Below are 18,237 nucleotides of genomic sequence, written 5' to 3' on the forward strand. Positions count from 1 at the left end.
CATTGATAGAATCCTCTCTAGACAGCTTCCCTGCGCCAGCATGATCTGGTTCAGGTTCTAAGGGTTTGCTCTCAGCCTGCTCTGACCGCAGACACCCCTAGCATGTCGTTCATTCTACCACTTTGCCCTTGGGGGGGTGGGGATCAGTCTAAAACGTCAATGCGTACAGGCCCGACACCGGCACCAATGAGGCCAATGGCAGCCGCAGCGCCCCGCGAGAGGTCAATTTCCCGTCCCCCCGTAAAAGGCCCGCGATCGTTAATGCGCACCACTACTGAGCGGCCATTCTGGAGATTGGTCACCCGTACCCGTGTCCCAAAGGGCAGTGTGCGATGAGCCGCCGTCAGGGCATCCTGATCAAATCGCTCGCCATTGGCAGTGCGGGCACCATGGAAGCCGGGGCCATACCACGAGGCAATACCCGTCAACTGCATCCGAATTGGTCCCATGGCCACAACGGTATTTGGGCTACCCTCTACGCTGGTTAGGGCAGGGGCATTCCCCAGTTGGCGGCGGATCAGGTTAGTAATGCGCAGGGCGTTTTCATCATTGCGTTGTGAACTATTGGGAAGCGTGACTTGATGGTTCAGAGTCAGGAGAGGTTCTTTGTCAGCGTAGATGCGATAGTTCTGTTGTTGGGCATCCCAACCCACGCGCACAAGGTTGGCATCAAAGCCCTGTTCGTGGAGCTGATTGAGGCGAGCGGTGAGAAGGGTTGCCTGTTGGGCTGCTTCTGAGAGGGTGGTTTGCTCTGGTATCCCGGCGCCGTTGGCGGCAGCGACTTTGACGCCCTCTGTAGCTGCTACCCGTTGACCCAAGAAGGTGAGTACGGGAATCCCCCGCAAATAGACGGTTACGGCTTCGCGGCCTTGCTGTTGGTGACGATGGAGACTGGCGATCGCCCGTGTGGTGGTGGGGGCGGTGGATTGGCGTTCCCCGACTTTTGTGGCAACGACGGGGGAAGAGGGGGCTGAACCTGACTCTATGGCTGGTGTGGTTGTGGTTGCACGGCTACTGGAAAGGATTCCCAACACAGCCAAGGTGGTTGTTGTCAGACCCACATAAAGCGTTTTTTTCATAGGCGTCCGTTAAAAAGGGCATCCATACGGCTGGACAGTAGGGCACCAACATCACACAGGGGCTACCCCTACTGGTGCCGTGTTCGCTCTCATCGCGGAACTGTTTCAACCTACCACGAAGGCCTAGAATCAAGCATCAGGGGCATTTTGTTCATTACAAACATTTTGAAAAAGAATAAAAAAGCGCTGAAGGCGGTGAAACCTACGCAGACTGGCATATTAACGGAATTTACGGTTGGCGAAAGAAAATAAGAAAATTTTATAAACTTTTAACAAATCGTTTTTAATTTCTGAAGATTTCTGTGACTCAGATCACCGAAAATAAAAATTTATCTAAAAGAGAAAATTTGCTTTTTGTGACCTTTTCTGTGTGCCATAGGACGATTTCTCACCCAATTTTGTTTCCCGTTTTACCCCTGTTGGGATGCGCCTCTAGCCACTTCATAAAGTGCATTGCCCAAGGAATGGCTCTCTCCTCTAGCGCATAAAACGGGGATATAGTCCGTAGGGAGCCGAACCATGGAAGACAGGGATGACTTGCGGCGTCGTCTTGAAAACTTAGAAGCCGCTGTGGCTGCCCTGCAGCGATCGCTCGAGATTCTGCAAAGAGCCATTCTCCGTGAAGACCTCTCCTCTTCTGGCGTCCCAGAACCTGCAACACCATCAACGCCACCTGAGGAACCGACGGCGATCGCTCCTGCCCCTGCTGCTGAACCGCAACCCCCAGCGCCTGAATCTCCAGCGGTGCCACCGTTACGCCCAGTGAGGCCTTCCCAAGCTGACTGGCTACAAAATTGGGAACTGTGGCTCAACCGTCTCGGCATCGGCCTGCTGCTGTTGGGGATTGGCTTCCTCTTTCGGTACGCCGTTGAATTGGGCTGGATTACCGATGCGGTTCTTGTGGCCATGGGCTTTGTCATTGGTACGGGGCTGATGGGGTTGGGCTGGCGGTTGCAGCGGCGAGCCATCTTTAGCCAGTTTTTGCAGGGGGGCGGCCTTGCGACCTATTACCTGACGATCTTTGCGGCCTATCAGTTTTTGTCCGTCATGCCTTGGGGTGTGGCCTTCCCGGTGATGGTGTTAGTGACCCTAGGGGCATTTTTCATCTCGTTGCGCCAAAATCGAGCCATTTTTGCAGTGATTGGCGTGGTTGGCGGCTTAGCAACCCCTTTGCTGCTCTACAACACAGAGATGAGTCGTCCTTTGGCCTTGGCCAGTTATACCTTTTTAATTCTCTTGGGCAGTTGGGCAATTTACGCAGTGAAGGGCTGGCGATCGCTGCTGCTGTCAGCTTTTTGGTTGGGATGGCTGATGTTAACGGTGTCTATTACTGCTCAACGGCTTGATCGGGTCGTGGCATTACAGACCATTCTGGCGTTGACTTGGCTGGGCTTTACGGTATTACCCCCTTGGTATCAGGGGCGCAATCACGACAGGGCAGGGGAGCTGTATCGCCCTCAGGAGACTTCCCCACCGTCCTATGGTCAGACGATCGCCCTCTTTAATCCGCTGATTGCTTTGGGCTTAAGTGCCTTCCTCTGGGATTGGTCGGCAACGCTAACGGGTCGGGTCTTGATCCTATTTGGCGGCCTTTACCTAGTGACTAGTGTACTGTGGCGACGCATTCCCCAGCCTTGGCGTTGGGTCTATAGCTTGACGGGGTTAGTGCTAATTGCCTTTGGAATCGTTGTGCGTTACAACAGCAATCGCTTTATCCTCGCACCGCTGGCGATCGAGGGGTTGATTTTGCATTATCTGAGCCAACACTATGCCTCGCGTACCCTGCGGGTTATTGCCCATCTTTGGTGGGGACTACTCGGCCTTGGTTTTGTTGGGCAACTGCTCTTTACCGCTGCCGATCGCCCCCCGCTGTTGAATGTCGCTTTTTTCTCCCATTTGGTGGTGCTTGGCGCCGCAACAGTCAGTATCCGTTTTTTGCCCCCACCCACCCGCCCCCTCTACTGGATATTGGGCGATGGGGTGACGATGATCTGGATGCAGCACGAACTGGCGCCCTTTGGCACCGGGGCAGCCACCCTTGTCTGGGGACTCTTTGGCGTTGGACTGCTGATCTATGGGTTGCGACGGGACACCTCAGCGGTGCGCACGGTGGCTTTAATCACCCTGATCATTACTTTGGTGCGGCTTTTCTTCGTTGATCTCATCCATCTTGCGCCGGTGTGGCGAGTACTCCTGTTTATGGGGTTTGGTTTGATTTTTTTGCTGCTGAGCTATTTTTTCCGCGCCCTGTGGCGGCGATCGCCCGTGGAATCCTCTAGGATCAGTGAAGAAACCCCAAGCAACGAGTCCGAAGAAACCCCATGACCCGCATTGCTGATCTGCGCCGTGATTACCGTCGTCAACGTCTCCTCGAAAGTGAGGCGGCTGAGGATGCGATCGAACAGTTTCGCCTCTGGTTTACGGATGCGGTCAACGCTGAATTACCGGAACCCAATGCGATGACACTGGCCACCATTGGCTTAGATGGGATGCCCGCTGCGCGAGTGGTGTTGCTCAAAGATGTGGACGATCGCGGGTTTGTCTTTTTCACGAACTATCGCAGTCGCAAAGGTCTAGAATTAGCCGCCCATCCCAAGGCCGCCCTTGTCTTTTGGTGGGCAGAGCTAGAACGGCAGGTGCGCATTGAAGGCACTGTTGAGCAAATTAGTGCAGCGGAGTCCGATGCCTACTTCCAGAGTCGTCCTTTGGGTAGCCGTTGGGGGGCATGGGCATCCCAGCAGAGTGAGGTTTTAGAATCCTACGCCGATTTGGAAGCCCGCCTTGCCGAAGTGGAAGCCCGCTACGGTGAAAATGTTCCCCGGCCAGAGCATTGGGGGGGCTATCGCGTTCTACCGACGCTGATTGAATTTTGGCAAGGGCGACCCAATCGCCTCCACGATCGCCTGTGCTATCGGCGCCAAGGAGACCACTGGCAGCGGGTGCGCCTCTACCCCTAGGATAGGGATACCTTTAGAGATTGGCTGAGATGCCCATGATTCCTGGTGAACTTATCCCCGCAGAGGGAACCATTGAACTCAATGCTGGCCGGCCAACGGTGACGTTAACGGTGGCCAATACGGGCGATCGCCCAATTCAGGTGGCATCTCACTACCACTTTTACGAAGTCAATCCAGCCCTCCAATTTGATCATGAACAGGCACGAGGAATGCGCTTAGATATTCCCGCTGGCACCGCCATTCGTTTTGAGCCGGGGGATGAGCGGGTGGTGCAACTGGTGGCCTTTGGTGGCAGTCGCCAAATCTATGGCTTTCGCGGCGAAGTCAACGGTGCGCTCTAGTCGGGATTCCAAGCATCCTGTAGATTAAACAGTATGGATGACAATGATTTCCCCCTTCTCGACACTTCAGAAGATGCACTAGCGGCGCTGCCGAGTGAGGAGAGCGATCGCCCCGATCCCGAAGCCATGTTGCCCCTGCTGACCTCCGCCGATGTGACGGAGCGGATGTTGGCGGCTCGCGCCTTTTGCGAATTGCAGGATGAACGCGCCACACCCTATCTCATCAATCTCCTGCAAGAACCCTGTCCCCTTGTCCGTGTCAGTGCCGCCTATGCCCTTGGCCGTAACCCCAGTTTGGCAGCGGTGGATGCCCTCATTCAGCAATTGGAGCAGGACTGGAATGGCTATGTCCGCAAAGGCATTGTTTGGGCGCTGGGTAACTGTGGCGTCCGCTTTCCCTTGCCAGAAATTTATCGGCGCACCCTTGATCCCTTGATTCGTGCCCTGCAAACGGATATTTCTGCCGTGCGTCTGTGGGCAGCGAGTTCCTTGGGTCAGGTGGCAGAAGCTAGTGAAGAGGCGGCGACGGTTGCCATTCCTGCCCTTGCCCTTGCCTTGGCTCAGGACGCGATCGCCGCTGTGCGTAGTAACTGTGCTTGGGCCTTAGGTCATGCCTGTCGCAAAATTCCCCTTGGGCCTCTTTACACCCAAGCCATTGATCAACTCATTGCTGCCCTGCGGGACAGTGATATGGGTGTCCAAGAAGATGCCAAAGCAGCGCTGTTCAAGCTGGGGGATGCACGGGGACTGCAAGCGATCGAAGACCTGCAACTAGAAGCCTTTGGCTAGGGGATGCCTCAGATGGCCAAACCACTGGTAGAGCTGCGCGGTGTCTGCAAATCCTTTGGCAATAAGCATGTCCTCAATGATGTGGATTTAGTCATCTATCCCCAAGATGCCCTTGTGATTCTCGGCCCCTCTGGCACGGGCAAGTCAACAATTCTGCGCATTATTGCTGGGTTACTCGCTCCCGATAAGGGCGAAGTTTATGTGGCCGGTGAACGGCGTCAAGGGTTGCGCCAAGATGGCCTGTGCCGGTTGCGGATGAGCATGGTCTTTCAGCAATCTGCCCTCTTTGACTCCCTCACGGTTGCTGAGAATGTCGGCTTTTATTTATACCAGCACACCCGTTTGCCCGAAGCCCGCATTCGCGAAATTGTCAGTGAAAAACTGGCGATGGTCGGCCTCTCTGGCATGGAAGACCTCTACCCAGCCCAGTTGTCTGGGGGGATGCGCAAGCGAGTCAGCTTTGCCCGCGCCATTGTGGATAATCCCGAAGACCCCGATGATGATCCCTATCTCCTGCTTTACGATGAGCCAACGGCAGGGCTAGATCCCATTGCCTCAACAGTGATTGAGGATTTGATTCGCGAATTACGGGAAAAGACGGGTCATGCTTACGTTGTTGTGACTCATCAAAACAGCACAATTGAGCGCACGGGCGATCGCCTGATTCTCCTCTACCAAGGCCGCATTTGTTGGCAGGGCACCCATGCCGAAGCCCGCACGACCGATAATCCCTACCTGCGGCAGTTTCTCAGCGGTGATGTCAACGGTCCGATTCGGATCATTGATCAAGTGGGTACCGCTGCTCTATAAATAACGTAATAAATAAGGAATCAATAATCGTGGCTTTACACATCGCATGGCTTGGCAAAAAATCTCCCCCCTGCGGCAATGTCACCTATAGTCGTGAAATTACCAATGGGCTATTGGATCGCGGGTACCAAGTGAGCTTTCTGCATTTTGCCCAAGAGGATGAACAGGACGCTGAGAACGAAGGGGAGATGCCAGATGTGACGCTCCCTTGCCTCTATAAATCGCAAGTCTATACCCTGCCCTCCCTGCGAGCCAACAAAGTTCTGGTTGAATCCCTCAAGAAGCTCAAACCCGATATTGTCCACGCCTCATTGACTCTGTCTCCCCTCGATTTCTTTCTGCCGGACATCTGCGAAGAGTTAAACATCCCCCTAGTCGCCACATTTCATCCTGCCTACAGCGAAAAGTATCGTACCCTAACGACGGGCACCGCCTTGATGACTTACCAACTGTATGCCCCCTTTTTGGCTCGCTATGACCGCGTGATTGTCTTTTCCCAATCGCAAAAGGAACTACTAATTCGTCTTGGGGTCGGTGCTGAGACGCTGCGAGTGATTCCCAATGGCGTCGATACGCGCAAATATACACCGGGACCTTCTACGGCCAAAGAGGACTTTAAGGCACGCTACCTCTATATCTATCAAGGCCGGATGGCTATTGAAAAAAATGTTGAAGCGCTGCTGCGCTCTTGGTGTGCAGCGGAAATGCCGGCGGATTGTAAGTTGCTAATGGTGGGTGGCGGTGCCCTGATGCCCTCCTTGATGGCCAACTATGGTCCGGATCAAAATATTCTCTGGCTTGGCTCAATCGTTAATGATCAAGAGCGGCTGCAAATTTTACGCGGCTGTGATGTGTTCATTTTGCCCTCGCAAATTGAGGGGTTATCCCTGTCGCTCCTAGAGGCAATGGCCTGTGGCTTGGCCTGCTTGGCCACCGATGTCGGTGCTGATGGTGAAGTGCTCACTGGAGCAGGGATTGTCTTGAATCCCCAGTATGTGAAAACCCAGTTGCAAACGCTCTTGCCTATTTTTTATCAGCATCCGGAAATGATTCGCCTGCTGGGGGACAAAGCCCGCAAACGGGTGCTTGAGCACTATAGCCTCAGTCACAACTTGGATCGCCTCGAAGCCTGCTACCAAGAACTAATGGCTTCGTATTCTTTGGCGCGCCCGGCGGCTAAGGTGAAAAGCTAGCTCTCTCTAATCTGGCAAACGCTCAAAGCGAGCATTGAGACAACACCACTCCTGCCGTCGCCAGACACTGCCTAGGCTCCAGCCCTGTTGTTCCAGTTGCGCCGCTACGCGATCCGCTTGATCCAAAAGAATGCCACTAAAGATGCCCCAACCTTTGGGTTTCACAATTGCCGGCAAGTGGGGCAGAATCTCGATAATCACCGGTGCCAAAATGTTGCAGACAAGGCCATCCACCAGTTCGAGGACTTGCTCCCAACTCCCTTGCTTGACAATCAACTGGTCGGCTCTGATGCCATTGAGTTCTGCATTGCGTTGGGTGGCAGTGACCGCAAGATCCGAGGTATCCACAGCATAGGCTTTTTGTGCCCCTAGCAAGAGGCTGGCGATCGCCAGAATGCCGCTACCACAGCCAATATCAGCCATCACCGTGGGTGGCAGCGGCTCAAAGGTTTGATCCAATTGCATCTCTAGAGCCTCAAGGCAAAGCTGGGTGGTTTCATGGGTGCCGGTGCCAAAGGCCATGCCAGGATCGAGTTTGATCACTAAGCGGGTGTTGCCGAGGGGTGGGGTTTCCCAAGCCGGACAAATCAGCAGGCGATCGCCCACCGGTATTGGATGCCAATAGGCTTGCCAACTATGGGCCCAATCCTGTTCATTCACCAACTGCCAGTGGAGTTTTGGCGAGAGGTAGCCCTGCGCCACCACATCTTGCTCAATCCAAACCCCTAGGGCAGCAATGTCCAGTAGTGTCACCTGCTGCTGCGGCACATAGCCTTGGATCAACACCCGCCCCTGCTGTTGCTGGGTTGCTGTACCTTGACAGCCAAAGGATTGAAGGCGCCAATAGACCAGCTCTTCCGCTTCAGCTTGACAAGTGACGGTAATTTCCCACCAACGTTGTACCACAGCCGTGCCTACAGATTCACGATATAGGCATCACGAATACCGGGGACTTTCAAGATTTCCTCCAAGAGGCCTTCGGGTAGGGGATCGTCCAAGCTAATCACCATCACCGCATTGCCACGTACCATCTTACGTCCCACCTGCATACTGGCAATGTTGACATTGAAGCTCCCCAACTGGGTGCCAATTTTACCAATGATGCCGGGCATATCGCGGTGCAGCGTCAGCAACATATAACGGGTTGGCGCCACACTAATGGGAAAGTCATCAATGCTGGTGATGCGCAATTCACTGTGAGCCAGCAAGGCACCAGACACCGAGCGGGTTTCCGAGGGACTCTTGGCAATCAATGTCAGCGACCCCGCATAATCCCGTTGCGATTCATCGCGGGTTTCGACAACGCGAATTCCCCGTTCTTTGGCCTCTAACCCAGCATTTACATAGTTGACCCGCTCCCGCAGCGCTGGTGAGAGTAGCCCCTTCAAAGCGGCAATCACAATGGGTTGACTGTCATTGGTGGCTAGTTCCCCTTGCAAACGGACTTCCAGAGACTCGACCCGACCGCCCGCCAACTGCCCCACCAAGTTACCTAGGGTTTCTGCCAACTGCATGTAGGGCGCCAATTTCTCAAGAACATCGGGACGCAGACCGGGAATATTCACCGCCGATCGCGCCGGCAACCCTAGGAGCACATCCCGAATCTGTTCGGCAACGTCAATGGCCACATTTACCTGTGCTTCTTCCGTGGAAGCCCCCAAGTGGGGAGTCAAGATGGCTTCCATCCCCAAGGCACGCAGCGGAGACTCCGCCTCAAGGGGTTCAGTTTCAAAGACATCGAGGGCAGCTCCCGCCAACTTACCTGTCTTGAGCGCCTCCACAAGCGCTGCCTCATCAATAATGCCGCCCCGCGCACAGTTAATGATGCGGGCTGTGGGCTTCATCTTGGCAATGGTTTTGGCGTTAATCAGATGCTGGGTTTCCGGAGTTTTTGGCAGGTGCAGTGTAATAAAGTCGGACTCAGCAAAGAGAACATCCAACTCCACAAGACGGCAGCCCAGTTGTTCGGCGCGTTCCGTAGATAGATAGGGATCGTAAGCAAGAAGCTTCATGCCCATAGCACGGGCAACGGTGGCCACGTGGGAGCCGATTTTTCCTAGGCCAATAATGCCCAAGGTTTTCTTATAAATCTCTACACCCGTAAAACGTTTGCGATCCCATTGACCTGCTTTCACCGCAGCATTCGCATCCGGAATATGCCGAGCAAGGGAGAGCATCATCGCCAAGGTGTGCTCCGCAGCAGCAATGGTGTTGCCCTCTGGGGAGTTGACCACCATGATCCCTTTACGGGTGGCCGCAGGCACATCGATGTTATCTACACCAACCCCCGCCCGACCAATAATCTTCAGTTGGTTGGCGGCCTCAATGACCGCCTTAGTGACCTTGGTTCCCGATCGAATCATCAGGGCATCGTACTCGGGAATGATTTTGATCAGTTCTGCCTCTGAGAGGCCAAGTTTGACATCGACTTGTGCCACTTGGGCAAGTAAATCAAGCCCCACCTGTTCAATGGGATCGGAAACCAGCACTTTGGGCATAGGTAAACACTAGGTATAATGCCAGACTAGTTATGCTATCACATTTTATTTCTCTAAGGGTAGGGGTAGAATGCGTTTCAGCAAAACCCCTGCGATAGGGGGGGCGATCGTTCCTCCCTTCCTGTTTTTCTTGATTGCGCTCAGATTAGAATGGCTCACCCAGAAAGAGTTGCGACAGCAGTAGAACCACACCCGCTGCTGCAGCAATCTCTACACCGGCTGCAACTGTGCGCGCCCACTGCTTATCATCCTCTTTTTCTTTGATGGCCAAGAGCAGGAAAAACTGATCTTCATCACTTAAATTTTGAACAAAGGATTCTGAAAGCATTTCCAAGGGTAGAGTTTTGAAATAGTCAATGTGACGACGAATGTAACTAGATTGCTCCTGTAATCGTCGTTCTTTTTTCTGCGCAGCAGCGGCCTTTGCTGCTTCGGTTTCCTTTTTAATCTCACATAGAATTTTGTATTTTCGGGGACTCACTGTTTTTGTCAGCATTGCCCCCAAGGTTCCCCAAAAGCAGAAGAAAGCCCACAGGTATCCCAGAAAGCCCAAAAGACCGCCTACACTCCCTACCAATAGGCCAACCAACAAGAGAATCCCCCCCCTGAATAACGTTGCCCCATTTTGTTGCTGGATCGACTGTATCCAAATCGTCAATCCTGAGGCCGTGGCAAGCTAGCTTTTGCCGCTGTTGTTGGTCAATAGCATTGATTGATTGCTGATACTGCCGTTGAATGGTCTGCCGCTCTGTCTCCAGTTTCCGAGCTACGGCTTCCATACGAGCGGGATCGAAAATGGAGCGGGCAGTTCTAACATCTGTTGCTGGTTGGGTAGGTGGGGGCGGGCGATCGCCCTGCTCCATGAGGTAGGCATAGGCTTCGTTGATTTGCTTGAAGTGCTCCTCGACGATTTGCCGCGCCTTTTTGGGGGTCTCAGGAGGCAGTTTATCAGGATGGCACTCTTGGCAGAGGCGGCGATAGGCTGCTTTGATCTGCTCTTTGGAAGCACCCGGCTGCAAGCCAAGAATGTCGTAGTAGTCGGTCATGGTTTCTTAGGTATTTATTCAAGGAAATAGTTGCAAATATCCTCTAGACGTCTTCAAGTGGTTCAGAAACTTGAGTCGTGGATTTTGGGTGACCCCAAAAATCGTGATGACTTGATAGTTCCCTAAGTCAGCCACCCAAACTGGCGAGGGTTTGCCAGTGGAACCACAGAGGTTTTTGTCGTAGTTACCATTCACCTTAAGGCTAGGGTCATGAAGAAGGGCAAGGCCGTAGGGCTTTCCTCCGCTGGAATTACCACTGCAAAGGACGATACAGCAGTTTGCATCAATTGCTTCTGCCCACTGCCCAGGGGTGACGGTGCCAACGGATAATAGTTGAGTCGGGTTGATTGAGCAATTACCAAGCTGCCCTAAAGCTGTGTAAAAGTTTCGAAGTCGCTGTTGAAAAATTTCTTTGAATTCCTTGGCACTGCCGGGGAGTTTCCAAAAGGGACCATCGTTTTCAGGAATCAGATTAGAACCACGCCACCAGGGTGCTTGGTTACGGGTTTTACGAGAGTAGCAAGGGCGACGTGCCCCTTGACCAATGCCACCCAAGTGAAACATGAGCCACGTCAAGTTGCTTGCCAGCTCTGCTAGGGTTTTTTGGTGGTCATCAGGAACTTCAGAAGATTTTTGGTGGTCATCAGGAACTTCAGAAGAAAAGTCTAATACCAGTGTCCCCTGTTCTTCTCCACAGGGATCGTTTTTACCTTGCTGATTAGGGCGTGCCTCAGGTTGGGTCACCCTCCCATTAATCACCCGTACCCGCAGGTAGCCATGTTTGGGTTGCGGCTGAATTGCGCCAAAAATCACTCCTTCAAGGCGTTGGACTTCTGCTGTGGGCAACACCCCCCGCGCAAAGGCACGAAACCAGTATCGCAGCAGGGACTTAAAGGCTGTGGCTCGCACCTCGGCCTCTGGTTGACCGCGCATTTGCCACGCTTGATTTCTAGCGTTCCATTGCCATGACGTAGACGTACACTTTTGGCAACCGTGGATGAGTTGGCCTTGAACGGTAAAATCAACGCTAAAGAAACCACGCCCCACCTGTTTTAGGGATTCGACTAAAATGCCGTAGCCTGCATTCACTTGCGAACCAATTCCTTGGGTCAGGCCGCGAATCAACCACTCCTTGACCTGTTTAAGCATTTGAGGAGAGCAATGATTGGTAGGTTTAATACCAATAAGAAATGAAACTCTTCGCAGGGAAAAGAACACGTTTGGGTTGGCAGCATACTTGAGGTTGCCATTATCCCATGACCAGAGATTATTGGCCATGTCCACTGCTAGTCCCCCGTTCTCTTTTTCAGGCAAGGGGTAGGCATCGAGGAAAATAATTTTGCCAGCTTTTTCGCTAGAGTCCCTGCTGTCGAGATAACCAAAGTAACGCTGGCCGACGAGTTTGTCTGCTTCAGCCCAAGGTACACCTTCGTTTGCCATCACCTCCCGAATGGCTTGGGCACGAGCAACACCTCGTAAGGTACTGGAGGGAATATAGGGAATGCCTAGGTTATCAAAGGCAGGCAGAAGGATACTTTCAGGACCACGGTGGCCACCAACACGGATGCGCCATGGGCAGGTGACTTCAAAACAATTGTCTTTGCCGGCAATTTGGCGGGTGCGCTCTGTTAAGACCTGCAAACGTTGGCTGTAGTTACCACGCTGCTCTGCCATTGTCACTAGTTCCACTTTCGTACCATCTTTGGCGGGGCTAGCGGGCGATCGCATCCAGCGCAGATACTCGACAAACCCTGCAGTTTGATCGGGCTTGGGATTTGGATCAAGGGGATGTTCGAGCCATGGGGAAGGACGGGGTGGAGTGTTCCCGCCCTTTTGGGAACCACCACTATTGCCTCTGCCACCTTTACCACTACTGCCATGGCCAGCGTTTCCTGAGTTGGGGCGCTGTGTTGCTTTATGCGTTTGAGGTCGCTGTAATGCAGGGTTATTTGTCATGTTGTACTCCTCCTAGTCTGCATTTCCAATGCCAACGTACAGGGCAGTTGTCCAGAAGCTAAATTCACGGGCAATTTGTAACCCTAAGCCGGTTAAGCCAAGGTAGGACTCTGTATCAAGGTTCTTCAGGGTTTCTAAACCTTTGCCATTGGCCAAATTTTGAACATCCGCCGTTTCCTCAAGGACACGGAAAAAAGCTTTGACAACCTCCTTCTTCCCCTCTTGACTGAGAGCAGCTTCTTCCGCTTTTAGGCGCATCAGTCCCCAAGTGGCCAAGTAGGTGTAGAGTTCAACGGCTTGGCTTTTTTGCTCCCGCAGCCGAGTGTCGTCTTTTGTATCATTCCGCAGTTGACTCAAGGCTTCATAGACTGGCTGTGCCATTGTGCGTGGATCAAAGGCCATAATTAACCTCCCAAGGGACAAGTTGGACAAAGCCGCGACCAAGGCTTTCTTGACCACCAATTTGGAGAATTGGGTGGCTATCGAAAACATCCCGCAGATCGCTTTTCACTTTTTCTGCGGCGCCATTGAGCTGGGCAACCGTCCCCCACGGGAAGTACATCAATGTATCGGGGGGAATGGCTTCCTCGTAGCGAAAACCGCCTTCAACGGTTTTATGTTGATCGAGTTTCACCTTCACCTGTCGCCACAGGCTGGTTTCAATGAGGGTTTTGCAGTGCTGATCGGGTAGAACCAAGACCTTTTGAAGAATTTGGGTTTGCTCGCGGATCGGAATCCACTTTTGCCATTCCTCCCAAGGCTTGAGCTGATCGCCTTTGAGAATCGCGTCCTTGAGATAAACAGGTTTGCTGGTGTCTAAACTGGTGCTGTAGGCAGCGACTGTTCCTGAGGACTGACCAGTGAGGCGTTGCCAACGATGCAGCAGCATGGGGCAGCTAATCCAGATCACGCCATGGCTGAGGGAGGGAACTGGTACCCACAGGAGTGAACCATCGCCGACCCACACTTGCCCTTGGGTAAGGTTGGTGTTTTCGCCGCCCATGACATCTTCAATGGTGTTGCCCCAAAGGCGGTTGCGGTCTTTGGGGGGGGTACTGGCACGCAAGCGACCCCGAATCGTGCTGGAGGGAATGTAGGGCAACTCTGTGTGGGACTCCCGCGCAATGCCGAGAAGGTTGCCCTCTTGGGTGGTGCCACCCGTGTGCAGGGGGGAGAGAAGGTAGAGGTAGGCAAGGTTAAACATTGTTGATCATCCAGTCTCTTTGAGGTCAACGTGTATCGGTGCTCACCTATTTATCCATTCGTATTCGGGTGGTTATGCAGTGCCCCAGAGCAATTGGCCGTAGTGAAGTTTTTCAAACGTGGTGCGAGCTTTGGGGGCTACACCGCCGAGGAGTTGTTGGGGCTGGGGAGAGGGAGGCTGAGCAAAGCGATAGATAGTTCCCGGCCTGACATAGGCACGCTGTGCGGAATAGCCCAATTGGAGCTGCCCGTTGCGACGGGTGAAGGTACTGAGGCCACCGGCTAGGAGGGGGCGATCGCCCACCACACCAATCAGATGCTCTTGCCAATCATGGGGATACAGTCCATAAACAGGTACGTCAGCCACCACGGGCGCCAAGCCGGGAGTCAGTACATAGGCTAGGGTTTCCTGACCGGTGCCTTGAAACCGCTCTAGGTCTGCAAAGAGATGTTTCTTTAGGGCATGCACCTGTGCCTGATGCCCCTCCCCCCCAATGCGCACGACTCCCTCTCGATTGGCAACACTGATGCCGGCCACAAAGCCCCAGCCCGGATGCAATCGGTTGGCCACCTCGGTAAAGTAGCCAGCCTCCTCTTCCACTGTGCGACTCGTCGTTTGCATTTTGATGTGGGGGAGGACTTGGGTTGACCACGGCAAATCATGGAAGTGCTCTTTGGCGTTGAGCTGATCCAGCTTTCCTTGGAGATAGAGGACAAGAGCATCCAAGCGCATCAGGGGAGCCGGTCGGCCTTGGGTTTGCTCATTCTCCCTGAGGGTCGGTTCCACAATAGGGCGTAACTTTCCCGGCAACGGATGGCGGACATCTTTCCAAGCAGGGTCGTCGGTGGCAGCGGGTTGAGTGCGGGCAAAGCCCTTGACTTTACTGAGGTCGGCACGATCATTGATGTCGGCTTCCTCGTTGCTTTTGTTGCCAATGCATACCAAATCCTTGGGCGTGTCTACCCAGACTTGGTTTTTGGCATCAATGAGGAAAGGCCCAAGAAACTCCAGATTTTGTGTGTAGGGATCACACAGGGAGCGTAAGGCTTGAAAGACCGTAATCGGCAAGGGCGGAAAGAGACTTTTTGCCCAAGAGCCTTCTCCCGGTTGAAAGGGTCGGGAGTCACGAAAAAGGAGAACATCTAGGGGATCTAGACGATACCAACTTAATTCAGTCATGATAATCAACCTCATGTGTCTTTCGTTATCCTTGAAGCAGAATAGTTTTGCCCAAATGAGTTTTAGAACCCTCTGCTTTCATCGATGCCATCCTGATTACTCCCTGGGGGTACAAACCGTTTATCAATGAAGAAGGCCATGAGCCGCAACAGGTTGAGCAGGTCTTGCAGATCCGTTCCTAGCTGACCTTCATGCTGGAGCGCCCAGTCTTCCCATTGATTGCAACACTGACAAAGCTGCTCAATCAGTTCTGAAGGGATGTCTTTTTCACGGCGATTGGCAATGCTGGCGATCGCCTTCTCAATGACCCGCTCTTTGGTCAACCAACAGTGTTGGGGCAACTCTGTCACGAGTCGGTACAGCAGCGGACTCACATCGTCATTTGCTTGCTCAAGTAATCTGCCCCAGGCCGCTAGCAGTTCACCTTTCAACACTGCTTCGAGGACATTGCCGGAGCCGTAGAGCACCCGGAAACAGAGGCCATCTTTGCCGGGGAGTTTTTTCGCCCGTTCCTTTTCGGCTTGCCAGAGGTTTTCTAGAACCGTGGGCAGAGGAACACTCTTGTAGGCAATGACCACACCCATACTCATTGTTGCCCCTTTGCCCATCGTAAACAGGCGACGCATGCCCAAGACCTCAGCCGCTGTACTGTCCTGAACGGTTTGCCAGTAGTCCCCGTGGGGTTCAAACTCCCCGGCTGGATCCGTACCGCCGCACCATGCTTGGCGTAGGAGATGAATCACCGAGAGGGCATCCTCTAGGGGCAAGACGGCCATGACATCATCGCCACCGCTATAGACCACACGGCCACAGTGACGTTGCTCCACCAAGTAGGGCACCAGACGATTCGAGAAATCTAGCAGGGCACGGTTGAGTCCCACATGGGTGGCAGGTCCCATGCGTTTGGGGGTCTGGTTGAGCAGTGTTTGCCACTCATCAGGGTTTTTGATGTAGCTCTTTCTTTGCTGAATGTCTTGAATAATGTTCGTAGCAACATACTCACGATACTTCTTCAGGTTGCGACCGCGGACGTAGTTGCCCATGCTGTCGCCATCGGCCAAGAGAATACACCACCAGTCAGCAGGGGAGCGATCGCCCCAACCCACTCGTTTTTGTGTCTGATTCACCGCCCTCCGAAGTTCGGCCAACTCCTGTTTACTGTCAAGACCTAAGGCTTCTGCCAACCACTTGGCCGAGAACATGACACCGTTGTAATCCCCTAGCTTGGCATCTACTTGGGGAATCTGGGTTGGGCGGCCAGTGGTGCTGCCAAAGCGATCGCGATAGGGCTGTAAATCCAGATCGGCAGTAAATTCATGGTTCAATTCTCGCCAATACCGCTTGACCTGATTGGGATACCTCACCATAATGCGAGCGGCAGCGATACTGCTGGCATTGGGAAAGCGCACCAAGTTTTCATAGTCCTCCTCAGGGCACGCAACCCCCAAGGACTCAGCGACACCGCCATGCTTCCACGCCATTCGCTTGGTGACCTCAATCGCATTCAAGCGCTCACTGCCATTAAATAGCCCCGGAAAGGCTTGGCTCATCACATACCAAAACAGGCGCAGGGAACTCGCCGGCAGGCCATGCCCCTCGCGAAAGGGATCGCGGTACAGCAAATTCGGGTGCAGGGCACTGTAGGCCCCAGAAATCGAGGAGCGCTCACCCGGTGAAGCGGGAAACTGCCAGTTGCGAGTGTTTTTGACAGCGGAGAGAGCCGCACCAAGGCGCTGTTGCAGCAATGGCCACCATGTACCCACGTTAATCGTGGCATACACGTTTTCCTCAACCTGAGTGGGCAGGGGAGCCTCGGCTTTTGCTAACATGTTTTGGGCGGTTTTCCAAATTGAGTAGGTTGAGTAGGTGGATGCTCCACGCTGGTAGGTTAGAGGTTGGGTTGGCTCCCCAAGGGGCAAAGCGATCCAGTAGCTTTCCCAAAAGTTTTCCAGTTGGGCTTGCCAAAGGGCATTCCACTCCCAGCGTCCTCCCTGCTGCCAACTGAGAAACTCTTTCTTTAGCTCCTCTTGCTCTGCCGCAGGAAACTGTGTATCAATCCACGCTTCAATGTGAGCAATCCAGTGACAATCTTCATAGCCACTCCGTACCTTGGTTTTGATGGCTTCGCGCACATTTTTGCCAAGGTTGAGCCATGTTTCCCGCAAATGGTCTTGAAGCTCTTTGCCAATCGTGTCTTTGTCTTGTTCAGGAATGAGTGCCGTAATCACGTTGGGAAAACCCGCTGTCACCAAGCTGGAGGACGGCTGCCCTTGTGCCTCAACTGGTTTGGGGATACCAAATTCCTCAAAGTAGGGTTCAAAGTCTGGGTATTTTTGCAGCAGAAACGCATCAATGATCGTTTGGTTGTAGAGATTGGGGGTAATCACAACATCAGGGCCATAGCGTTCGGCAAGGAACCAGCAGGCCTTGGCACTTAGGTAATGGAGTAGATAGGAGCCTGACCAAAAGTCCAGCAGCTTGCGTGAAGATTTAATGAATTCCTGCACCGGTGAAAAGGAAAACATCAACAGCCATGGGTGCTGCGGTTTATCCCCATTGCTGGCGTTTCGGGGAAAGAGGGTGCCGGCAAGGGCAGCGGTAATCGAGGTGTGGGCTTCGAGGGGGCAGTCGGGAATGCGTGTGTCTGAGGGTAACAGCAAGATATCTTTGGCATAGACTGCTTGGCCTTTGATGCCGCGATCGCCAGCAATGGCTTCGCCATAAAATCGCCAAAACCACCAGAAGACCTTTTCAGCATCGGTTTCTTGGCGAATCTCGCTCCAGATGGACTGCGCCTCAATTTCAGCTAAATTCTCATCGCTGAGACTCCCTGCAAAGGCAAAGTTCAAATTACTTTTGGCACCAGTAATCGGGTGGCGAATTTCCACTTGGGTGATATTTGCAGTGGTTGTTGGGGGGGTGCTCATGCCGCGCTGAAAGCTCAGGCGATCGCTGGCCGAAGCAATATGGTCTGCCGTAACACCGCCGTGATGATTCCACCAATTTTGCAAATCCTGGGCATGTTGATTCAGGCAAGACACCTGTTGCCATGGGCCTTTGAGAGCTTTGTTGCGGTACAACGCCTTGAGGTAGGGGTCGTGGAGGAGGGCAAAGAGTTTGCGTTCGTAGTACATAGATGGGCTTCCTAGAACAATTGACTCCACTGCGAACACCTAGCAATGCGC

At 53.3% G+C, this 18,237-nt stretch carries 16 protein-coding genes and 1 riboswitch; of the genes, 6 read left to right on the forward strand and 10 right to left on the reverse strand.

All coding sequences use genetic code 11. From position 1 onward, the window contains the following. Positions 1–10: 10 nt before the first annotated feature. Positions 11–109, reverse strand: a riboswitch (TPP riboswitch). Positions 110–143: 34 nt separating this feature from the next. Further along, positions 144–1,079, reverse strand: coding sequence for a septal ring lytic transglycosylase RlpA family protein (locus tag M0646_RS00410; RefSeq protein ID WP_286626103.1), 936 nt, complete (start codon positions 1,077–1,079; stop codon positions 144–146). A gap of 519 nt (positions 1,080–1,598) precedes the next feature. Here M0646_RS00410 and M0646_RS00415 point away from each other — a divergent pair. The 6 genes from M0646_RS00415 to M0646_RS00440 are packed head-to-tail and all read left to right on the forward strand — an operon-like array spanning position 1,599 to position 7,169. After that, positions 1,599–3,404, forward strand: a complete 1,806-nt coding sequence (locus tag M0646_RS00415) for a DUF2339 domain-containing protein (RefSeq protein WP_286649758.1) — start codon at positions 1,599–1,601, stop codon at positions 3,402–3,404. Next, positions 3,401–4,036, forward strand: coding sequence for a pyridoxamine 5'-phosphate oxidase (pdxH, locus tag M0646_RS00420; protein ID WP_149817140.1), 636 nt, complete (start codon positions 3,401–3,403; stop codon positions 4,034–4,036). Before M0646_RS00415 ends, pdxH begins: the two co-directional genes overlap by 4 nt. A gap of 35 nt (positions 4,037–4,071) precedes the next feature. After that, the gene (locus M0646_RS00425) at positions 4,072–4,377 is read left to right on the forward strand and encodes an urease subunit beta (RefSeq protein ID WP_286627144.1); all 306 of its coding nucleotides are present in this window, start codon (positions 4,072–4,074) and stop codon (positions 4,375–4,377) included. 33 nt (positions 4,378–4,410) lie between these two features. Beyond that, positions 4,411–5,166, forward strand: a complete 756-nt coding sequence (locus M0646_RS00430; RefSeq protein ID WP_149817142.1) for a HEAT repeat domain-containing protein — start codon at positions 4,411–4,413, stop codon at positions 5,164–5,166. Between the two features lie 12 nt (positions 5,167–5,178). Continuing rightward, the gene (locus tag M0646_RS00435; RefSeq protein WP_190278129.1) at positions 5,179–5,976 is read left to right on the forward strand and encodes an ABC transporter ATP-binding protein; all 798 of its coding nucleotides are present in this window, start codon (positions 5,179–5,181) and stop codon (positions 5,974–5,976) included. 29 nt (positions 5,977–6,005) lie between these two features. Next, entirely contained in the window at positions 6,006–7,169 is a 1,164-nt protein-coding gene (locus M0646_RS00440; protein WP_286649759.1) for a glycosyltransferase family 4 protein, read from the forward strand. Between the two features lie 6 nt (positions 7,170–7,175). On the opposite strand, the gene prmA is transcribed toward M0646_RS00440, so the two are convergent. The 9 genes from prmA to cas10 form a co-directional block, all read right to left on the reverse strand. Then, positions 7,176–8,075 (reverse strand): 50S ribosomal protein L11 methyltransferase, encoded by a 900-nt coding sequence (prmA, locus tag M0646_RS00445; RefSeq protein WP_149817149.1) that lies wholly within the window; start codon positions 8,073–8,075, stop codon positions 7,176–7,178. An 8-nt stretch (positions 8,076–8,083) separates the two neighbouring features. Continuing rightward, positions 8,084–9,667, reverse strand: coding sequence for a phosphoglycerate dehydrogenase (gene serA / locus M0646_RS00450; protein WP_149817151.1), 1,584 nt, complete (start codon positions 9,665–9,667; stop codon positions 8,084–8,086). Positions 9,668–9,812: 145 nt separating this feature from the next. Continuing rightward, positions 9,813–10,163 (reverse strand): hypothetical protein, encoded by a 351-nt coding sequence (locus M0646_RS00455; RefSeq protein ID WP_286626111.1) that lies wholly within the window; start codon positions 10,161–10,163, stop codon positions 9,813–9,815. Further along, positions 10,117–10,713 carry a J domain-containing protein gene (locus tag M0646_RS00460; protein ID WP_286626112.1) on the reverse strand — a complete coding sequence of 199 codons (597 nt, stop codon included), beginning with the start codon at positions 10,711–10,713 and terminating at the stop codon, positions 10,117–10,119. The genes M0646_RS00455 and M0646_RS00460 overlap by 47 nt, the downstream gene beginning before the upstream one ends. Positions 10,714–10,731: 18 nt before the next feature. Beyond that, entirely contained in the window at positions 10,732–12,669 is a 1,938-nt protein-coding gene (locus M0646_RS00465) for an RAMP superfamily CRISPR-associated protein (protein ID WP_286626113.1), read from the reverse strand. Positions 12,670–12,681: 12 nt separating this feature from the next. After that, entirely contained in the window at positions 12,682–13,071 is a 390-nt protein-coding gene (locus M0646_RS00470; protein ID WP_286626114.1) for a hypothetical protein, read from the reverse strand. Next, positions 13,061–13,873, reverse strand: coding sequence for a type III-B CRISPR module RAMP protein Cmr4 (cmr4, locus tag M0646_RS00475; protein WP_286626116.1), 813 nt, complete (start codon positions 13,871–13,873; stop codon positions 13,061–13,063). Before cmr4 ends, M0646_RS00470 begins: the two co-directional genes overlap by 11 nt. Positions 13,874–13,945: 72 nt before the next feature. Next, positions 13,946–15,052, reverse strand: coding sequence for a type III-B CRISPR module-associated Cmr3 family protein (locus M0646_RS00480; protein ID WP_286626117.1), 1,107 nt, complete (start codon positions 15,050–15,052; stop codon positions 13,946–13,948). 62 nt (positions 15,053–15,114) lie between these two features. Further along, positions 15,115–18,186 carry a type III-B CRISPR-associated protein Cas10/Cmr2 gene (cas10, locus tag M0646_RS00485; protein ID WP_286626118.1) on the reverse strand — a complete coding sequence of 1,024 codons (3,072 nt, stop codon included), beginning with the start codon at positions 18,184–18,186 and terminating at the stop codon, positions 15,115–15,117. Positions 18,187–18,237: the final 51 nt, after the last annotated feature.

This window comes from Thermosynechococcus sp. B3 (genome assembly GCF_030323045.1).
GTDB lineage: Bacteria > Cyanobacteriota > Cyanobacteriia > Thermosynechococcales > Thermosynechococcaceae > Thermosynechococcus.

Excerpts from the sequence above, each read along its gene's own strand:
- M0646_RS00460 (WP_286626112.1), bottom strand. The coding sequence starts at position 10,713 with ATGACCGACTACTACGACATTCTTGGCTTGCAGCCGGGTGCTTCCAAA.
- M0646_RS00435 (WP_190278129.1), top strand. The coding sequence starts at position 5,179 with ATGGCCAAACCACTGGTAGAGCTGCGCGGTGTCTGCAAATCCTTTGGC.
- serA (WP_149817151.1), bottom strand. The coding sequence starts at position 9,667 with ATGCCCAAAGTGCTGGTTTCCGATCCCATTGAACAGGTGGGGCTTGAT.
- M0646_RS00425 (WP_286627144.1), top strand. The coding sequence starts at position 4,072 with ATGATTCCTGGTGAACTTATCCCCGCAGAGGGAACCATTGAACTCAAT.
- M0646_RS00415 (WP_286649758.1), top strand. The coding sequence starts at position 1,599 with ATGGAAGACAGGGATGACTTGCGGCGTCGTCTTGAAAACTTAGAAGCC.
- pdxH (WP_149817140.1), top strand. The coding sequence starts at position 3,401 with ATGACCCGCATTGCTGATCTGCGCCGTGATTACCGTCGTCAACGTCTC.
- M0646_RS00430 (WP_149817142.1), top strand. The coding sequence starts at position 4,411 with ATGGATGACAATGATTTCCCCCTTCTCGACACTTCAGAAGATGCACTA.
- M0646_RS00465 (WP_286626113.1), bottom strand. The coding sequence starts at position 12,669 with ATGACAAATAACCCTGCATTACAGCGACCTCAAACGCATAAAGCAACA.
- M0646_RS00455 (WP_286626111.1), bottom strand. The coding sequence starts at position 10,163 with ATGCTGACAAAAACAGTGAGTCCCCGAAAATACAAAATTCTATGTGAG.
- cmr4 (WP_286626116.1), bottom strand. The coding sequence starts at position 13,873 with ATGTTTAACCTTGCCTACCTCTACCTTCTCTCCCCCCTGCACACGGGT.
- cas10 (WP_286626118.1), bottom strand. The coding sequence starts at position 18,186 with ATGTACTACGAACGCAAACTCTTTGCCCTCCTCCACGACCCCTACCTC.
- M0646_RS00480 (WP_286626117.1), bottom strand. The coding sequence starts at position 15,052 with ATGACTGAATTAAGTTGGTATCGTCTAGATCCCCTAGATGTTCTCCTT.
- M0646_RS00410 (WP_286626103.1), bottom strand. The coding sequence starts at position 1,079 with ATGAAAAAAACGCTTTATGTGGGTCTGACAACAACCACCTTGGCTGTG.
- M0646_RS00470 (WP_286626114.1), bottom strand. The coding sequence starts at position 13,071 with ATGGCCTTTGATCCACGCACAATGGCACAGCCAGTCTATGAAGCCTTG.